Annotated in this window: 17 protein-coding genes and 2 pseudogenes; 5 read left to right on the top strand and 14 right to left on the bottom strand. The window is 50.8% G+C overall.

Annotated features, from left to right (window positions below; translation table 11 throughout):
- Positions 1-31 precede the first annotated feature (31 nt).
- The gene (locus BUA24_RS01570) at positions 32-1,327 is read left to right on the top strand and encodes a geranylgeranyl reductase family protein (RefSeq protein WP_072788068.1); all 1,296 of its coding nucleotides are present in this window, start codon (positions 32-34) and stop codon (positions 1,325-1,327) included.
- Here BUA24_RS01570 and hemL read toward each other — a convergent pair.
- The 9 genes from hemL to sodX form a co-directional block, all read right to left on the bottom strand.
- Positions 1,296-2,585: a glutamate-1-semialdehyde 2,1-aminomutase gene (gene hemL / locus BUA24_RS01565; RefSeq protein WP_072788066.1), complete on the bottom strand. Its 1,290-nt coding sequence runs from the start codon at positions 2,583-2,585 to the stop codon at positions 1,296-1,298. The two genes, BUA24_RS01570 and hemL, sit on opposite strands and share 32 nt — an antisense overlap.
- 46 nt (positions 2,586-2,631) lie before the next feature.
- Positions 2,632-3,618, bottom strand: coding sequence for a porphobilinogen synthase (hemB, locus tag BUA24_RS01560; RefSeq protein WP_072788065.1), 987 nt, complete (start codon positions 3,616-3,618; stop codon positions 2,632-2,634).
- A 75-nt stretch (positions 3,619-3,693) separates the two neighbouring features.
- A complete protein-coding gene (gene cobA, locus BUA24_RS01555) occupies positions 3,694-5,145 on the bottom strand; it encodes a uroporphyrinogen-III C-methyltransferase (protein WP_072788310.1) in 1,452 nt (483 codons plus the stop codon).
- A 15-nt stretch (positions 5,146-5,160) separates the two neighbouring features.
- On the bottom strand, positions 5,161-6,057 hold the full coding sequence (gene hemC, locus BUA24_RS01550; protein ID WP_072788063.1) for a hydroxymethylbilane synthase: 897 nt from the start codon (positions 6,055-6,057) through the stop codon (positions 5,161-5,163).
- Between the two features lie 38 nt (positions 6,058-6,095).
- Positions 6,096-7,355 (bottom strand): glutamyl-tRNA reductase, encoded by a 1,260-nt coding sequence (gene hemA, locus BUA24_RS01545; RefSeq protein ID WP_245790252.1) that lies wholly within the window; start codon positions 7,353-7,355, stop codon positions 6,096-6,098.
- Between the two features lie 200 nt (positions 7,356-7,555).
- On the bottom strand, positions 7,556-8,368 hold the full coding sequence (proC, locus tag BUA24_RS01540) for a pyrroline-5-carboxylate reductase (RefSeq protein WP_072788060.1): 813 nt from the start codon (positions 8,366-8,368) through the stop codon (positions 7,556-7,558).
- Positions 8,369-8,471: 103 nt separating this feature from the next.
- Positions 8,472-9,710 carry a glycosyltransferase gene (locus BUA24_RS01535; RefSeq protein WP_143146328.1) on the bottom strand — a complete coding sequence of 413 codons (1,239 nt, stop codon included), beginning with the start codon at positions 9,708-9,710 and terminating at the stop codon, positions 8,472-8,474.
- Positions 9,711-9,761: 51 nt separating this feature from the next.
- Positions 9,762-10,268 carry an RsiG family protein gene (locus tag BUA24_RS01530; RefSeq protein ID WP_072788057.1) on the bottom strand — a complete coding sequence of 169 codons (507 nt, stop codon included), beginning with the start codon at positions 10,266-10,268 and terminating at the stop codon, positions 9,762-9,764.
- A 21-nt stretch (positions 10,269-10,289) separates the two neighbouring features.
- On the bottom strand, positions 10,290-10,697 hold the full coding sequence (gene sodX / locus BUA24_RS01525; RefSeq protein WP_084660081.1) for a nickel-type superoxide dismutase maturation protease: 408 nt from the start codon (positions 10,695-10,697) through the stop codon (positions 10,290-10,292).
- Positions 10,698-10,795: 98 nt separating this feature from the next.
- Between sodX and sodN the strand changes: the two genes are divergently transcribed.
- Positions 10,796-11,212: a superoxide dismutase, Ni gene (gene sodN / locus BUA24_RS01520; protein WP_072788055.1), complete on the top strand. Its 417-nt coding sequence runs from the start codon at positions 10,796-10,798 to the stop codon at positions 11,210-11,212.
- A gap of 92 nt (positions 11,213-11,304) precedes the next feature.
- Here sodN and kynU read toward each other — a convergent pair whose 3' ends face one another.
- Positions 11,305-12,531: a kynureninase gene (gene kynU / locus BUA24_RS01515; RefSeq protein WP_178138669.1), complete on the bottom strand. Its 1,227-nt coding sequence runs from the start codon at positions 12,529-12,531 to the stop codon at positions 11,305-11,307.
- Positions 12,532-12,879: 348 nt separating this feature from the next.
- Between kynU and BUA24_RS12375 the strand changes: the two genes are divergently transcribed.
- Both BUA24_RS12375 and BUA24_RS12370 read left to right on the top strand, forming a co-directional pair.
- Positions 12,880-13,053 (top strand): hypothetical protein, encoded by a 174-nt coding sequence (locus BUA24_RS12375; protein ID WP_178138668.1) that lies wholly within the window; start codon positions 12,880-12,882, stop codon positions 13,051-13,053.
- A 427-nt stretch (positions 13,054-13,480) separates the two neighbouring features.
- Positions 13,481-14,050 (top strand): hypothetical protein, encoded by a 570-nt coding sequence (locus tag BUA24_RS12370; protein ID WP_178138667.1) that lies wholly within the window; start codon positions 13,481-13,483, stop codon positions 14,048-14,050.
- A gap of 80 nt (positions 14,051-14,130) precedes the next feature.
- Here BUA24_RS12370 and BUA24_RS13285 read toward each other — a convergent pair.
- From BUA24_RS13285 to BUA24_RS13065, 4 genes and pseudogenes are all read right to left on the bottom strand, one after another.
- Positions 14,131-14,412 (bottom strand): annotated as a pseudogene (locus tag BUA24_RS13285) (HD-GYP domain-containing protein); the annotation flags it as partial.
- 31 nt (positions 14,413-14,443) lie between these two features.
- A pseudogene (locus BUA24_RS13280) lies at positions 14,444-14,716 on the bottom strand (HD domain-containing protein); the annotation flags it as partial.
- Between the two features lie 433 nt (positions 14,717-15,149).
- Positions 15,150-16,052 carry a YihY/virulence factor BrkB family protein gene (locus tag BUA24_RS01500; RefSeq protein WP_072788050.1) on the bottom strand — a complete coding sequence of 301 codons (903 nt, stop codon included), beginning with the start codon at positions 16,050-16,052 and terminating at the stop codon, positions 15,150-15,152.
- A gap of 286 nt (positions 16,053-16,338) precedes the next feature.
- Positions 16,339-16,467 (bottom strand): hypothetical protein, encoded by a 129-nt coding sequence (locus tag BUA24_RS13065; protein ID WP_272867269.1) that lies wholly within the window; start codon positions 16,465-16,467, stop codon positions 16,339-16,341.
- A gap of 75 nt (positions 16,468-16,542) precedes the next feature.
- Here BUA24_RS13065 and BUA24_RS13275 point away from each other — a divergent pair.
- The coding region (locus BUA24_RS13275; RefSeq protein WP_178138665.1) for a transposase at positions 16,543-16,705 on the top strand (163 nt) is incomplete at its 3' end.

The following is a 16,705-nucleotide window of genomic DNA, read 5'->3' as shown; positions in this document are numbered from 1 at the left end:
CATAGCCCGTGCCATCACTTAGGTTATAGGTGTGAACAAATCCAGAATCGATACCACCGTTGCTGTTATAGGAGCAGGTCCTTCAGGATCAAGCGCCGCCTACTGGCTATCGCTAAGAGGCATAGACACAGTAGTGTTAGAAAAGAAGCACTTCCCAAGAGAAAAGGCCTGCGGAGACGGTTTGACTCCCAGGAGCGTCGTCCAACTGGAATCTATGGGTCTGAGCAACTTCCTTAGTAAAAAACATAGGTACCTTGGACTTAGAGCCAACGCTTACGGTAAGTCACTGGAGATACCATGGCCAAGCAGCCCAGAGTATCCTTCTCATGGGTACGTCGTAACGCGTTACGAACTAGATAAAGCAGTGGCCGAGCGCGCCGAAGCTTTGGGGGCTAAGGTCTATCAAGGGTTTGAGGTCACTGGGGCGGCCCTTTCTAGCGATGAAGCGATTGATTTCATAAGCGCCACAGATGAACGTGACGGATCGGTGTTTGAGGTTCACGCAAAGTACTACGTATTGGCCGAGGGAGCAAACTCGCGCGTCGCAAGGTCAATTGGTGCCGTTCGAAACCGCAATGAGCCGATGGGAATGGCTGTCCGAGCCTACTTCGAAACTGATCGCTCCGAGGAGCCCTGGATCGAGTCTCAGATGGATCTGAGGAACGATGACGGCGATATCATTCCGGGATATGGATGGATATTTCCTTTGGGAGATGGAAGGGCCAACATCGGCTTTGGACTTCTCACTAACTCCCACCGCTGGAGGTCTATAAATACAACAAAGGCTCTAGAGAGCTACGTAAGACAGATAGGACCCAGCTGGGGGATAGATCCCAAGAGTGCCCACTCAAAGTTCATAGGTGGCAAGCTTCAGATGGGACACGTAGTAACTCCGCGTGCAGGCAATAACTATCTACTCGTTGGAGACTCAGCAGCCTCTATAAATCCCTTCAACGGAGAAGGCATAGCTTATGCACTCGAAACTGGCAAGGTAGCAGCTGACGTAGTAACACTAGCGATCGGATCGCCCTCCATAGACCTAGCCAAGGTGTACACAAGCCGACTGGAGGAGAGATACGGAGAGTACTACAGTATCGCAAGAGCCTTTGTAAAGCTGATCTCGGAACCCCGGATCATGGCTCCAGCGATATGGCTCGCAACGAGAGAGCAACGTCTTATGACTCCTATCGTTACCGTGATGGCTAACCTGATGAGCGCACAGGACCCAAGGCTCGGCGACCACCTCTATAGCTACGCAGATAAAGCTTTCAAGGTACTGAAGGCGGTACAAAGATCTAAAGAGGTTTTCTATCCGACCACTCCGTAAAGGCCTGATTCGCCGCTGCAGACGCCAGATCGACGCTCAGCTCAATGTCGTCCCAACTATGCGCCAAAGAGGGAAACATGACCTCATAAGGTCCAGGAGCCAAAGCCACGCCGCGCTGTAACATGGCGTGGAAGAAGTAAGGGTAAGCGCCCAGCGCAACCGATTTCTTGGCACTTAGGTAGTCGGTCACTGTTAGGTCTCCAAAGAAAATGGATAAAAGAGGACCAAAGCGATGTATCTGAACGTCAAATCCAGCCTCCGAGATAACTTTTTCTAGACCCTCTGCAAGGTATTTGCTCCTACCTTCGAGCATCGAATAAGAGTTTTCATCTAGGGCCCTGAGCACGGTCAGTCCTGCTGCTGTTGCAACGGGGTTACCCGACAGCGTGCCAGCCTGGTAAACGGGTCCTGTAGGTGCTAGCTGCCTCATTATCTCGCTTCGTCCGGCCAGGGCACCGATTGGCAACCCTCCGCCCATGACCTTCCCAAAACAATAAAGGTCTGCATCGACATCGAAGAGGTCCGAAACTCCCCCCTTAGCTACCCGAAATCCAGTTATAACTTCGTCAAATATGAGAAGTGCCCCGACCCTGTCACACTCACGTCTAAGGCCGGATAAGAAGCCTTCCTGAGGAGGGATCAATCCCATATTTGCTGCAACAGGCTCTACGATCACACACGCAGTCTCATCGTCTAACACAGGAACCTGATTGTATGGAACCACAAGTGTATCGGACACCGCGTTGGCAGAGACCCCCACAGACCCCGCTAGTCCCAACGATGCAACCCCTGATCCCGCAGAGGCAAGCAGCTGATCGGAGTGGCCATGATAACAACCGTCAAACTTTACCACTTTGTTCCTGCCGGTTACACCCCTCGCAAGCCGCAAAGCGGTCATAGTCGCTTCGGTGCCTGAGGAGACAAGCCTCACCATCTCAACACTGCGGACTCTTTCAACTACCTCCTCCGCCAACAAGACCTCTCCTTCAGTCGGAGCTCCGTAGGTTGTACCTAGTTCTGCCGCCCTTGACACAGCCACAGTGACTCTAGAGTCTGCATGACCAAGTATCGAAGCCCCGTAAGATTGTACGTAGTCGATATATCTCCGACCGTTCAAATCGTATACGTACGCTCCCTTGGCGCGTTGCACAAAGTAAGGCGTACCCCCCACTGACACAAACGATCGAACTGGGGAGTTGACCCCGCCAGGAATTACCTTCACGGCACGTTTCCACATCTGCAAGTTAGTATCGTTCATAGTCTCCACTCACCCAAGTCGGGTTCTATAAGTTCACCAATTCCCTCTAGCATCGCTGCATGGTTTTTGCCAGATCCTTGGCAAAGTAGGTAATTACCATATCTGCGCCAGCCCTTCGTACCGCATACATCTGCTCGAGCGCTACGGCTTCACCGTCGATCCACCCCTTTTCCGATGCTGCCTTTACCATCGCATACTCCCCCGAAACGTGATACGCGCATAGCGGGACAGATGAGACCTCACTTACCTTTGAGATAATGTCGAGATAGCTTATAGCCGGCTTGACCATCACCATATCCGCACCCTCTTCGATATCTAAAAGAACCTCTCTTATCGATTCGGATGCGTTCCGATAATCTTGCTGGTAAGCCTTGCGATCACCACCGCCTCGTATTTCGACGTTGACTGCGTCACGAAAAGGTCCGTATAGCCCTGATGCGTACTTCGCCGAGTAAGCTAAAATCCCTACCTCTGACATGCTCTCCCGATCGAGAGCCTTCCTTATGGCGTCTACTTGACCGTCCATCATCCCAGAAGGTGCCACAAAGTCCACTCCTGCTAGTGCCTGAGAGATCGCTATCTGAGCGTAAAGCTCCAGCGTAGAGTCGTTGTCCACATGGCCTTTAGCGTCAATCAGTCCACAGTGACCGTGATCTGTATATTCATCCAGGCAGAGATCTGCAAATACAACTACCTCATCACCAAATGCGTCCTTCACCTGCGCTATGGCCCTCTGGACAACTCCGTCTGAGGCGTATGCACCTGATCCGACTGAATCTTTGTGCTTAGGGACTCCAAATAGAATTACGGCTCTTATCCCCAGCGCCTTTATCTCCTTGATATCAGCCGACAAAGAGGACAAGGTGTGTTGATACACGCCAGGTAGGGATGGTATCTCCAGCGGCTCGGGTGCGTCTTCAAGCACAAAGTACGGCATTATAAAGTCACTTGGTGCTATCGAGGTCTCGGCAACTAAGTCTCTCAACGCAGAGTTGGATCGGAGTCTTCTAGGGCGGTGTGTGGGAAATCTCATTAGAGTTAAACCTAGCAAGGCTCAAGAGAATTTGGATGCCTTACCAGCACTCCCGAACTTCTTCGTTTCAGGTTCTCACCAGTCTCGAGATCTCCACCACGAAACCGTTGCATCGATGAGACCTTCGAAGTTGTACACGTCACCGATAAAGTCCACCCTTAGTCCCAGCGCAGAAGCCCTACGCGCCGTTATCGGACCGATAGCCCCTATCGACAACGAATTGAGTCGCTCTCCAAAGCTCTGAAAATACGCATCTACAGCCGAGGGGGAAGCAAAAAGTACAAGATCATAGTCCTTTAGATACTGATCCGAATCGTATCGCACGCTCTTAGTCTCATAGGCTTCTACCACCGAGACGTTCCAACCCTTATCCATAAGCCCTTGCGGTACAACGTCTCTTGCGACCTTGGCTCTTGGTAGTAAAACGCTGCCCGACTTTGATTGGGCCTTGGGAAACTCTTCTGCAAAGCTCTCACCGACGTAGCTCGTGGGCACAAAGTCGACGCCTACCTTGTAAGACAACAAGGTATCTCGAGTGCCCGAGCCAATCGCTCCCAACTTTACCCCACCCAGTCTTCGCAGATCCCCAAGTTCTTCAAAGGTTTTTCTTACTGCGTTAGAGGAGGTGAATATGAGCCATTCAAACTCCTGGACTCTCTCTAAAGCCGACCGTAGCGCCGCACCAGAGTCAGAGGGCTCTCCTATCTCGATAGCCGGGAGATGAGTGACCTCCGCTCCCAGGTACTCAAGCGGTGCGACGAGATCTTCTTCTGAGCTTGGTCGAGTAACGACTACACGAAGCCCAAACAAGGGACGGCTTGACAACCACGAAACATCGACGGAAGCTACTTCGCCGATCACGATAGCCGAAGGGGAAGTTACCTCCAGGCCTGGAAGTTCACAGAGAGCGCAACGTATAATCTGCTGCGACGCAGTCGTAGCTCTTGTAACAACCGCCGCTGGGGTCTTTGGATCCATACCAAAGCGGCAGAGACTCTCTGCGATCTCTAATCTGTGGGCCACTCCCATCAAGACAACGATCGTGAGCCGACTCCTAACAAGTGCCTCCCAGTCGTAGGAGAGCGGCATCCCCTCCCGACCGTGACCCGTGATGACAGTGTAACCTTGCGCAACCCCTCGATGAGTAAGAGGAAGACCGGCAAAAACTGAGGCGCCGTTTACAGACGACACACCTGGAACGATCTCAAACTTGACACCGTGACGTTGAAGAAACTGTGCCTCCTCCGCTCCCCGTCCAAATATGAAGGGGTCACCACCTTTTAGACGGACTACACGGCTGTATCTCTGCGAAAGTCCTAGCAGTAGATCATTGATATCGCCCTGGTTGGTGGGGCGCCCAGGACGCTTTCCAACGTCATAAAGAACAGCGCTTCTACTGGCGAGAGCCAAAACGGAATCCGAGACCAGGTAGTCATATACAACGACTTCCGCCTCCTTGAGCAACTCCGCAGCACGCAGAGTCAGAAGCTCTTTGCGCCCAGGTCCCGCCCCGATAAGATAGACCATCGGATCTTCAAGCACCTAACCCGTCGCTCGTTCTACTGTCGCTTCACCAAAACGAACCCCTGACATCTGAAGAAGCTTCTCGGCTAGCTCCCTACCAGCTCTTTGCGGATCTGTACTAGACGCAGAGGCCCGCCAAAGGCGTGATCCATCTTCCACTCCGATAAACCCATTAACCGTCGTTAGACCCTCAGCGCTAACTGCGTAGGCTCCTACCGGCATCGTGCACCCAGCACCTAGACGACTCAAAAAGGCGCGTTCACACATCAGGGCATCGAAGGTCTCCAAATCCGTTATGCCTTGTAGGAGATCTCCTATCTCATCGTCTGATCTAAGGGCTTCAACGGCCAAAGCTCCCTGCCCAACTTGAGGCGTAAAGCTTTCTAGTGGCAAAATCTCACCGTCAAATTTAGATATACCGAGCCTGTCAAGCGCTGCTTTGGCAACAAACACAGCAGATCGATGACCGGCAAGCTTCATTCTGGTCGCAATGCTCCCCCGAGCCCCTCTAACCTCTATGTCAGGCCTCAAAGATAGAAGCTGAGCCTTTCGACGGTTAGATGATGTATAGACTATCGATCCCTCAGCCAAATCGCTTAGCCTTGAACCGATTAGAACGTCTCTTACATCCTCTCTCTTTGGAACACCTCGAATCGCTAGATCGATATGAGTTGCTGATGGTAGATCTTTGGCAGAGTGGACCGCTATGTCTGCCATGCCGTCCAATACCGCTCTTTGAACCTCTTTAGTAAAGATGCCCTGACCGCCAATTACAGATAGAGCGCTTGCCTGATCCCTGTCTCCTTGGGTGGTGACATAGACCAGTTCAAAGTCACTGTTCAGCAATGATCCTACATATGTGGCTTGGGCAACCGCCAACTCAGACCGCCTGGTCGCAATCTTTACTGTTCGCATCTAAAACCTAACTAGTAATCGCCATTGGCTCAAAGGTATCAGAGCCCAAAGAGTACTTTAGCGTCCTCTACGATGTCTGTGTTTTGGGACCCGTCAACGACCTTTCTAAGTTGCGTGGCTGGGGTATGCAGAAGTTTCTTAACTATATGATCCGTCAGCCTGTCGATCTCAGAAGCGAGCTTTGGATCGAGACCACGATGCCTTTCGAAAAATACTGCGAGCTCTTCCACTCTAATAGTTTCGGCTCTTTGATAAAGCGAAGCGATAACAGGGGAGATCTCTTTGGTCGCCGACAACGACGGAAAGCGTTCCAGATAGGCGCTGATTTTAGCTTCTACCTCTGCTACGGCATCCAATCGAACACTCATGGACCTTTCGATCAATTGGTTAACACCCTCTAAGTCTGTTAGTTTAATCCCGTCGTACTTCGCTACGTCCGGTTGCACATCACGAGGAAGCGACAGGTCTACGACAACCAAAGGGCGAGGGTCGACTCTAGCGGATCGTACCCGCACAAAGTTACTAGTACTAAGGAGGTAAGTGGGGGAGGTCGTTGCAAAGATTGCCCCATCAGCGCCTGCAAGCACGGTCTCAAGATCTTCTATAGCGGCAAACTTGCCCCTAGCGGATTTAGCAAGGAGCTGTGCTTTGCTCGGATCCCTGGCAACTACAGTCACCACTGCACCTGAGTCTGAGAGGATCTCGACTACCTCTGTAGCTATTGCGCCCGAACCTACTACCGCTACGTTGGGATCTGCAACTTCCTCGAGTTCTGACAGCAAGATCTTTACCGCTGCAGAACCAACGGAGGTCGACCCAACCGATAGCGAGGTCTCAGCACGGGTCCACTTCCCGACTTCGATCGCCTCCCTAAACAGACGATTCAAGACCGGGCCAGAGGTTCCCTTTTGTACTGCTTCTTCTATTGCCTCTTTCACCTGGGCTAGTATCTCGCTCTCGCCCACTATTCGAGACTCAAGACCACACGCTACCCGATAAAGATGCTCAGCGGCGCCGTCTGCGTAGTGTACCCTAGCGTACCTTTGAAAGTCACTCTGAGAGACACCGAGCTTGGAAGATATCACCTCTGCTATCGCCTCGACGGTCCTATGGAACTCCTTCGCCTGAACGTAGATCTCGGTTCTGGCACAGGTGGAGAGAACGACTGCCTCGTCCACTAAAGAGCCCCGTAACTCAGACAGAGCGGACACTATCGACTCCGTCGTGTCACTAGAGAGGGCAAAACTCTCGAAATCCAACTCATCAGTCTCGTCACTATTTGAGACTACAACCGCCATAATGGCCACGAAAGGCTCCCTACCGCCAACCCAAGGGCAATAAACCTACTAAGAAATACTTTCTCTTATCAAGGTTACTACCTTGAATGCAAAAATTCATAGACGGGAACAACTCACCCTCTTTATGATCTGCATATCTTAAGATGATATATCTCGTTCTGTCTCTCAGTGTGATTCAGGGATACAGCCGTCACAGTCGTCTAGAGCTGGGTCTTTTTACCTATCTCTTCTGCCCGTCGAATTGCCGCTCTAATTGCGTCATACACCGCAGCCCTCAAGCCACATCGTTCTAACTCTATAAGGGCAGCTGCGGTGGTTCCACCAGGAGAAGTAACCTCTCTTTTTAGGACCCTGAGATCCTTGCCGGTTTCTAGGTACATATGCGAGGCACCAACCAGAGTCTGTTGCACCAGTCGACTCGCAAGCTCGAAAGGAAGTCCCACAGATACCGCAGCGTCCTCAAGTGCCTCAGCCAATAGGTACAGATAAGCAGGTCCGGAGCCCGAGACGGCTGTAACCAAGTCGATCTTTGACTCGGAGATGAACACGACGTCGCCGACGGATCTAAAGAGTCGCTCTACGAACTCCAGCACCTCGCCTGTGGTACCATCATCCACTGCGACCGCCGATATCGATCTTTGAAGGGTAGCTGCAGTGTTCGGCATAACCCGAACGCAGGTCGATGACTCAGACGAAAGTTCGTGCAACGTCTCTAGCGTCACACCCGCTGCGATCGAAATGAACACCGCTTCCCTGTTTGCCCTGTAAGCGTCCTTGACGGCTTGTGGCAGATCCGAGGGCTTCGTCGCAATGAGGTAATAGGTTGCCTTGGGCGCTGTATCGATAACTGCCACATGGGTACCAAAATCAGACCGTAGAACCTCTGCCCGCAGTTCATTGCGCTCCACGACCGCTAAAGTTCCAAGGACCTCGGATCTTCCCGAATCCAAAAGACCCCGCAAGATGCCAGCGCCCATCTTTCCGCCACCGATAACTGCTAGTTCAAATTCCATGGCTAAAGCATAGATATAATAGCTAGATATTCCATATCGCCCACAAAGATCAAAGTATCCGCCTCATTCCAATAAAGGCGTTTGAAGATCATCCCTAAGAGATCTACCCACAAAGGACTAGTTCATTACTTTGACGGTCTTCCAAGATCTCTAGCAGATACTTCGCCGAATTACTCCAAGTAAAGCCACGTGTGTGATGGTAAGCGTTGCGCCCCATCGCTTCTCCCCTATCGGAATGGGCTAGGACCCCTGATATCTTGGCAGCAAAACCCTCGACAGATCTATCTCTGACAAGATGTCCAGAGCGGCCGTCTTTGACAAGGGTTGTCAAACCTCCCACCGCTGACGCAACTATAGGCTTAGCGGTGGCTGACGCCTCCAGAGCAACCAACCCAAAACTTTCCGTTCTTGAGGGCACCAGCACAACATCACTAGCTCGGTAAAAAGAAGATAGAATCTCGTGGGGCTGCGGAGCAAAAAAATGCATCCTGCCCTTTAGGGTTCCTCTCCGACTCATCGCCCGTAACCGAGCTAATTCATCCTCACCCTCGGGACCAGAGGGACCTCCTACGAGCACGAAGTGAACATCCATCTCTTCAAGGACCCGCTCAACCGCCTTGGCTCCAAGTAGGAAGCCTTTTAGGGGTTGGACCCTCCCGACGGATAAGACGATTTTATCGTCTCGGGGAAGTCCAATAGCGCTCCTCGCCATCTTCTGGTCGCCTGGGGCAAAAAACGCTCTATCCACCCCTAGCGGGACCACTCTGATCTGAAAAGGATCTACGTTATAGAGCCTAGTTATCCACTCCGCCTCAGGACCACAAGAGGCCAGTATGGCGTCTGAACATCCCATGACCCGTTGCTCATGCCATATGCGCACAGTGGAGTCGTACCCGTCATCTGGAGACTCCCGTCCAATCTTCTTAGCCTTCTCTAGCGTGTGAAAACTGGTAAAGAGGGGTACGTTCAGCTCGTGTTTGATCGTGTGGCCCGCAATTCCCGAGAGCCAGTAATTAGCGTGAACAAGGTCGACGTGGCCGTTTCGTTCGGTGAAAATATGTCTTAGAACGCCATCAGTAAAGTGACGCACGTACTGCAAAAGACGCTCCTTGGGGAGATCCCTCTTCGGTCCAGACTCAATGAAGTGCACCTCGAAACCAGGCTCAACCCTGACAGAGCCAACGTCATCTTTGGAGTCAGCCCGAGTATAGACGTCACAGTGAATGCCCAATCTTGCAAGTGCCGTCGCCAGCTGCCTAACGTACACATTCATTCCACCTCCATCACCAACTCCTGGCTGTGCCAACGGTGAGGTATGGTAAGAGATCATGGCAATACGCAATGAAATGGTTTCCTTCCCCTAAACTTCACGTGCCAGTACACATTGACATAATCAAACCGGCTTCTCCCCTAGCACGGTGTCGATCGAAGCCTCACCCCTTATGTATCGACCCTTGACCTCAGAACTAAGAACGTTCAGCACTTCATGCAACTGATGTCGTTTGGACGATATTCCCGCTTCAGCCTCCTCTAGTCGGATGAGAAGCTCAATGTTCGAGAGGTTTGAGTGCGGTTCAACGACCGCTTCGATCCATTGATCGGCTAAAGCCTGTAACTCCTCCGATAGTTCAACCTCGACGTGTCGAGTAGCAGTTTCGGGTCCCTTCACGCTACGTGCCAGAGTTTGGGAAAGCTGCTCGGTGACTACATCTCCCTCGCTCGAATTCTTGGCGATATCGATACGCGCCTGAAGAAGCCTCCTAGCGTAGGATAAAACAGACTCCAAGCGTCTCGCGTACTCTCGCCTTGATCTGAGTTCTTCTATGTCTATATCGGAGACGTCTTGTACGTAGCTTCGTTCCAGAACCTTTGAAATCGCTTCATCTAACGATCTTTCCACTTAGCTCCTCCTCATGGCTTCTCAGAGACTCCCCGAAGCTCCTAAGGGATAGTAGCGCATCTTTACACTTCCAACAATTAAATCTAAAGGAACAGGCCCAAAGTGCCTTGAGTCAGTGGAAGAATCCGGGTTGTCACCGACGACATATACCTCTGTTTCACAGATATCTTGAACTCGCTTGACGATCAGCGAACGTCTATCTCTGGGATCCGACAAAACAACCACGTCACCGACTCTGCACCTACGGTTCTTCCCAACGATCACCTTATCGCCGGGTGTTAGAGTCGGATACATCGAATCTCCAGTAACCTCAAATCTAATGTATCTCTGCTTAACTGCCAGGATTAAAACCACGCAAAGCAATAAGGTAACTACTAGAGAGGACTTCGCCTTGGATCCTCGGCCTCTGTTCACTCTCAACTGCAACACATATTAGAAACTACCTTCTCCGACAAGGTGCCAGTCTCAAGTAGGTTGACTAATGTTATGGATAGAAAAGAAAATATCTTCAGAACGAAGGAGAGCCAATGCGCATTTTCTATCGAGTGCTAAACACAATCGATAAAATCTCACGTCCGACACAAGTCTCTGCCCACTGTGACCTACCCTGCGGCGTCTATGACCCCGCCCAAGCGCGAATAGAGGCACAGTCAGTAAAGTCAATTATGGAGAAGTTCAACGCGTCAGACGATCCGGTATTCAAAGAACGCGCAGTTACCATAAAAGAAGAGCGCGCAGAGTTGGTAAAGCATCATCTATGGGTACTGTGGACAGACTACTTCAAGCCAGAGCATCTAGCTAAGTACCCTCAACTTCACGAGCTGTTTTGGAAGGCGACCAAGACTGCTGGCGAGTCGAAGAAAACAAACGATGTAGCGGTAGGCGACCGGCTTCTCTCAGAGATCGACCAGATCGCTGAGATATTCTGGGAGACAAAGAAGTAAATACACCACAGACCAAAGTAGGTATTTCTCAAATCAAAGCCGACCCCCCCCAAGGAGTAATCTCCTTGGGGGGGTTCAATATTTTGCAACCTTTAGTGCTTGTACATCCCCATTGCCAATTTCCGCAACCGTTCTAGGGCATCGTAGACCATGGTAAAGCTTGTGTACATAGGAGAGGGTGTGAAACGAATTCGATCCGGGACACGATAGTCTGTGATGACTCCATAACGCTTGACTAAGTGGTCGTTTATCTCTTTCGCATCTTTGTGATATAAAGAGATATGTCCTCCTCTTCCATTGGGGTCACTCGGCGAGGCCAACATGAATCCCAAATCGTGCAGCCACTCAGCGATCAGTTCTTGGGCAAAGGTAGTCAGGGATAAAGACTTCTCTCTAATCGCTGAAATAGTCGCTTCAATTAGAGGCTCAAGTGCACCCGAGAGAGCCGCTACGGACAAAATTGGAGGAGTTCCAACTTGGAACCGCCCCACCCCATCTTTTGGAAGATAAAGGTCACCCATCTCAAACTGATCTGCAGTAGAGAACCATCCCCAGATCGGCTGGGAAAGCTTATCGATCAACTCGTCTCGGATGTACAGAAACGCAGGAGATCCTGGACCTCCATTTAGATACTTATAAGTACATCCGACAGCTAGGTCACAACCCTCTTCGTCAAGATCGATAGGAACCACTCCCACCGAGTGCGAAAGATCCCAAAGCGAAAACGCTCCAACACCGTGAACAGCTCGATTTATCTCTCTCATATCGGACAAACCTCCAGAGCGATAGTTGACATGAGAGAGGCTCACAAGTGCAACGTCTTCATCTAGAACCTCCGCAAGGTCAGCTTCTGTCACTGCACCGTCTCGGTCTGAGTGCACTACCGTAAGTTCAAGTGACATCTGCTCGGCTATGCCAGTAAGGATGTACCGGTCGGTGGGAAAATTTTGGTCATCGGTCACGATCCTCCCCCGGTTTTTTTGCACAGACACTGCAGCAACTGCGAGCTTGTAGAGATTGACAGAGGTCGAGTCGGAGACGATAACCTCTCCCTCTTCAGCCCCAAGAAAGCCACTTCCTATTGCGTTACCGACAGTCTCACAAAGATAGAGCCACCGATCCCAGGCTGCGACTTTGTCTCTACCCCACTGCAGATCCAAGGTGTCTATAACTGCGCTACGAGCACTTTTCGACAATTGGCCCAAGGAGTTTCCATCCATATAGATAGTGTCATCTACATGCAGTTCGTACTCGTCTTTATACTTAGCCAGAACGTCTCGTTCATCAAGTTCTAAAGCTCTGTCTCTTAGTAACTTCAATCCGATCATCCTTCCGATCGACAACTAGCTGAGACTAAGTTTCACTTAAGTGAAATCACAACGAATTCCTTACTAGTGAGGCTAGCAAAGCTCATATCGCCACTTCCACTCACAACGGGGTATCCTACTGAGATATCAAGGCGTTAAAGCACCCACACCATGCTCAGTAAACCTAGATGGACATCGGGTACGGGCTGTATAGATAGCCCTCCCTGGGCGACAGTAGTTAAAATCTCGCTTGTTACGTCTTTAGCAACCTCCGATTTGAGTTCTACCCCAAGAGCCCTCAAAGGTTGCGGGCTAGAGATACGATACTAGGGCAGGACAGGTTCAAAGTACTAAAGTCCTTTGCTAACATATGCCAATTCACTCAACGAGTCCCGATGTACTTACCTGCGGCGGATCTCGGCACTAAAGGTAGAGGTCATCACCCTTGGATTTGCGACAAAGCTACTCATCGAAGGCTGTCTTTGGCATAAGACGGACTCTAAAGACACTCCATATGAGCGTCTCAACAAGTAACGACACGAAGTAGCTCAAAATACCACCTTGCATTTTTTAGTAATTCACTCACCTTCAGGAGGATTTCGATGCTCGATTCACGTAGCAAAGATCGCTATTGACTCCTACACCTAACTAACCTCCACGACCCTCTGTCGATGTAGATAGTGTCGATAGACCCTGCCATCAATAAAACATTTAGGCGATCTATAGTGCATGGCACTCACAGATCATCTGGGATTTCAGAAAACCAAGAGCATCTATGGTCTCGATTGAGACTCTTTCTCTAGGCGTCTCTGACTACTAGAAGTGAGGAACGGACTCCATCTAGCTACGTTCATCTGAAGCAAAACGGAGTTAGGGGATAGAGGCTGAAGATGACTTACCTAGCACATACTTTCCTGCTCCACCCGCCGATCCGGAGCTTGCAGTAGGGTTCAGCTGACTCGTGCCGCTTAGAGTAGAGGTAATCGTTGAGCTCACAGCGCTCGTCGAAGTGGTAGAAGGGGCTGCGGTTGTGGAAGTAGCCGACGACGGCACGGACGACAAGGTGCCCGAGTTTGACTTTGCAACCGATGAAACAACAGTAACCGCCGTGGTTGCGCTTACCGCAACGCTCAACGCCGAAGAGGATCCGCCATTGACAGGGGTCTACCCCGCAGAGCGACTGTTCGGCGACGCCTCTGTCGACGCATCGATATTTGAAGTAGTACTTGTTGTTGAGGCAGATACGGAGGCGGCCGTCGAAGTAGTAGACCCTTGTGGTTGCTTGGCAGTGGTACTGGTCGCTCCATCGAAGGTGGAGTTTGCTAGAGCAACCGTTACGCCGGCGCCTCTCGAAGTGTTGTTAACAGCCGGGACCGACGGAGCTGCAGGAGTCGGGGAAGCCGAAGATGCGCTGAATAGCAACGTAGGAGCAACACTGTGTGCAAACCCCACCAGTGCGAGAGGCCATCTGACCGCACCAGCTGCCGTTCCAACGTTGAGCGGAGCGGTCCAGCCAAGAAACGGGATCTGAGATATCCAGGACATCGGTCCGGCCACGAGTTGCATACGTCCTATAGACACCCCTAAAAGCGCCCTCACAACCCGAGGATCGAGGTGAGTGCCGGAACAACTCACCAACTCAGTGCGAGCTTCCTTCGCAGACATTGGCCTTTTGTAAGACCTTGTCGCATTCATAACCTCAAAGGCGTCTGCTACTGCCACTATCCTTCCAGAGAACGAGATCTCGGTGCCGTACAGACCCAGAGGATAACCCGTGCCGTCCCACCTCTCGTGATGCTCCCATGCAGCATTTGCAAACTGACCCAACCCACCGGAAAGTGGATCCAAAAGTCTCTTGCCTTTTAGTGGATGTCCCTTGTTCCGACTCCACTCCTCTTCTTTTTGGACGTCCTTTTTTGTTCAGAATTTCAGAAGGAACTGAAAGCTTTCCAACATCATGTAATAGTACTGTCCACTGGAGTTTGTTTGCATCCTCCTCGTCCAAACCGATCTCTTGTGATATTAAGTATGCGTAACCTTTGACTCTTTGGAAATGCCCTCTTGTGCAACGATCGTGGTTAGTTAATGCAGCCACAAGTTCAAGCACCTGAATGGCAGCCTCGTTGTCAGAGATCGGACCGCCTGCTTCTAGACGTCCTACGGTTTCTTCGAGTCGCCTGACAGAGCTCGCCTTCATAGCCAAAGCCAGGCGTGAAGGAGCCTGATCTGGAAATATCATAGAAAGTTTCAAAAGCGCAACCAAAGGCAGAAGCCTTCGCATAACTTTGTCAAGAAAGACCAAGACCACGGCCGATCATCCAAGAATGGAGACTATCCAAAGCATCCTGTAAAACGGATCATTGGCTCTTTAACTACGTGGCCTTAACACTACAGAGAGCAAGATAGTGCTGAGAGGAGCAGAAACGCCCCTACAGATCTAAGCATGAAAGCAAGAACAGGGTTCCTCGCCACCGATCCGACAGCTGGGGGTACAAAAACCTGAGTCTCACTGCACGAATCCTTTCCTGCAACAAAAGTCAAGCCTGTGACATCGCGTTTGTCGGACTTCTAAAGAGTAAACTTTAGCGATAGTCAAAAAGTTTTTGTGAAAACTTCTAGAGCCAAAGTGACTATGTCGGTCCCGCTGTGATCTGTTTGAGCCTAAAGGCCTCACTTCTGCGGTCGCCTTCGGTCGGATCAGCTCTAACCACAGAACGGGGCCACAGTCGCTTGTCCCGCACCACATCGGCCTCGGCACAGAGCAGGGTTAGATACGCTTGAAGATACATCCAGGTACAAAGCCCAATTACGATCGCAAAAAATCCATAGGTACTGCTGGCGTGCGAAAGATCGCGTTCGATCAGGACTGCGCCAAAGGCCTGCAACAAGCCCCAGAGAAACGCTGCGAGCACCGAACCCACAAGGTGCTGACGGACACTAACCGCCTTACCCAAGATTACTCTTGCAGCCAGAGTAAATGTAAGAGCGTTTATCCCAAAGGCCACAGCTACGCCAACAAAGAGAGGCAGAGAAGCATATGTTGAAAAAAATGTGGATACTGTTACACCGACCCCTACAGTAACGGTCCAAAGCAACTGATTCAGCACCGATTTAGGAAAACCCATTCGTCTACTATCTGGTACATTCCAAACGTCGTTCAAAGCTCTTATCGCCAAAGAGGCTAAGCACCGCGAGGCTAGAAGGAGCGTTACGGTCCCGATGCCGATACCGACTCCGTTTCCCGTAAGACTGTGAACACTTGACTTTAGCTGAGGTCCAATTATCGGGAAGTTGGCAAGTGCAGAGTTGACTATCTGCGTACGCAGCGACGAATCCTTGGTCAAAAGCACTCCGAGCACCGAGACCATGACCAATAGAAGAGGAAATATCGAAAACAGTGCATAGTATGCAAAAAGAGCGGCTAGCGATGAAACCTTGTCCTCGCTGGACTTTTTATACACGGCATAAATGAACGCCAACTGACTATGTTCACGTTGAAAACGATCCACCTTCTGGATCTGCTGTTCCAGCAAGTTCCGGCTCCTAACCTTTTTCCAGCGAACTCTACATGTCACTGTGGTCCCTAGCGAGTCAGATCCACCTTAAGTGTAGTGCCATAAGGTTATGGCAAAACCTAACTTATCGGTCTCAAGCCTCTACCACTTCTCGCAAGCTGGACCCAAAGCCTTAATTTCTAGACGGCAGAGCAGCTCCGCAAGGCCAAACAGTTACTGGTTTGGTTATTTAACTAGATTCCTCCAACATCTCTTCCACCTTCGACCTAAGACTAGTGACAACTTCAACCGAACTCGGAGGTGTCTACGTGACGAAGAAGATGAAGTTAAGGCGCAGAAGCAGCGCCGTAATTGCAACCACAGTGGCAGCTATAACTCTGGCTGCTTGTGGCTCTGGGTCGTGGTTGTGTCCCGATAGTTGTGCAAATTCCACGAGTGAATTGATTTGCTAGTGGTGGCCATGGTATCTAGGAATTATTAGCAAACTAGAACCTCAAGGAGGTAGACCATGACCACCACAAACAATACTAAAGCACTTATCGAGTCAGTAAAAGAGACACTTACCCAAGATGGAGATCTGCTAAGAAATATTATCCAACAGGTCCTACAAGAGATGCTAGAAGCAGAGATGGATCAGGTGCTTGGTGCGTCTAAGTCCGAGCGCTCCGACA

It is taken from the genome of Ferrithrix thermotolerans DSM 19514 (genome assembly GCF_900128965.1).
GTDB classification, from domain to species: Bacteria; Actinomycetota; Acidimicrobiia; order Acidimicrobiales; family Acidimicrobiaceae; genus Ferrithrix; species Ferrithrix thermotolerans.
Note: the sequence above shows the minus strand (reverse complement) of the source record. Positions and strands in the feature narration are given on the sequence as shown.

What these genes read in the sequence shown, in the direction of transcription:
- proC (WP_072788060.1), bottom strand. Translation starts at nt 8,368, where the DNA reads ATGGAATTTGAACTAGCAGTTATCGGTGGCGGAAAGATGGGCGCTGGC.
- hemC (WP_072788063.1), bottom strand. Translation starts at nt 6,057, where the DNA reads ATGCGAACAGTAAAGATTGCGACCAGGCGGTCTGAGTTGGCGGTTGCC.
- cobA (WP_072788310.1), bottom strand. Translation starts at nt 5,145, where the DNA reads ATGGTCTATCTTATCGGGGCGGGACCTGGGCGCAAAGAGCTTCTGACT.
- sodN (WP_072788055.1), top strand. Translation starts at nt 10,796, where the DNA reads ATGCGCATTTTCTATCGAGTGCTAAACACAATCGATAAAATCTCACGT.
- hemL (WP_072788066.1), bottom strand. Translation starts at nt 2,585, where the DNA reads ATGAACGATACTAACTTGCAGATGTGGAAACGTGCCGTGAAGGTAATT.
- hemB (WP_072788065.1), bottom strand. Translation starts at nt 3,618, where the DNA reads ATGAGATTTCCCACACACCGCCCTAGAAGACTCCGATCCAACTCTGCG.
- hemA (WP_245790252.1), bottom strand. Translation starts at nt 7,355, where the DNA reads ATGGCGGTTGTAGTCTCAAATAGTGACGAGACTGATGAGTTGGATTTC.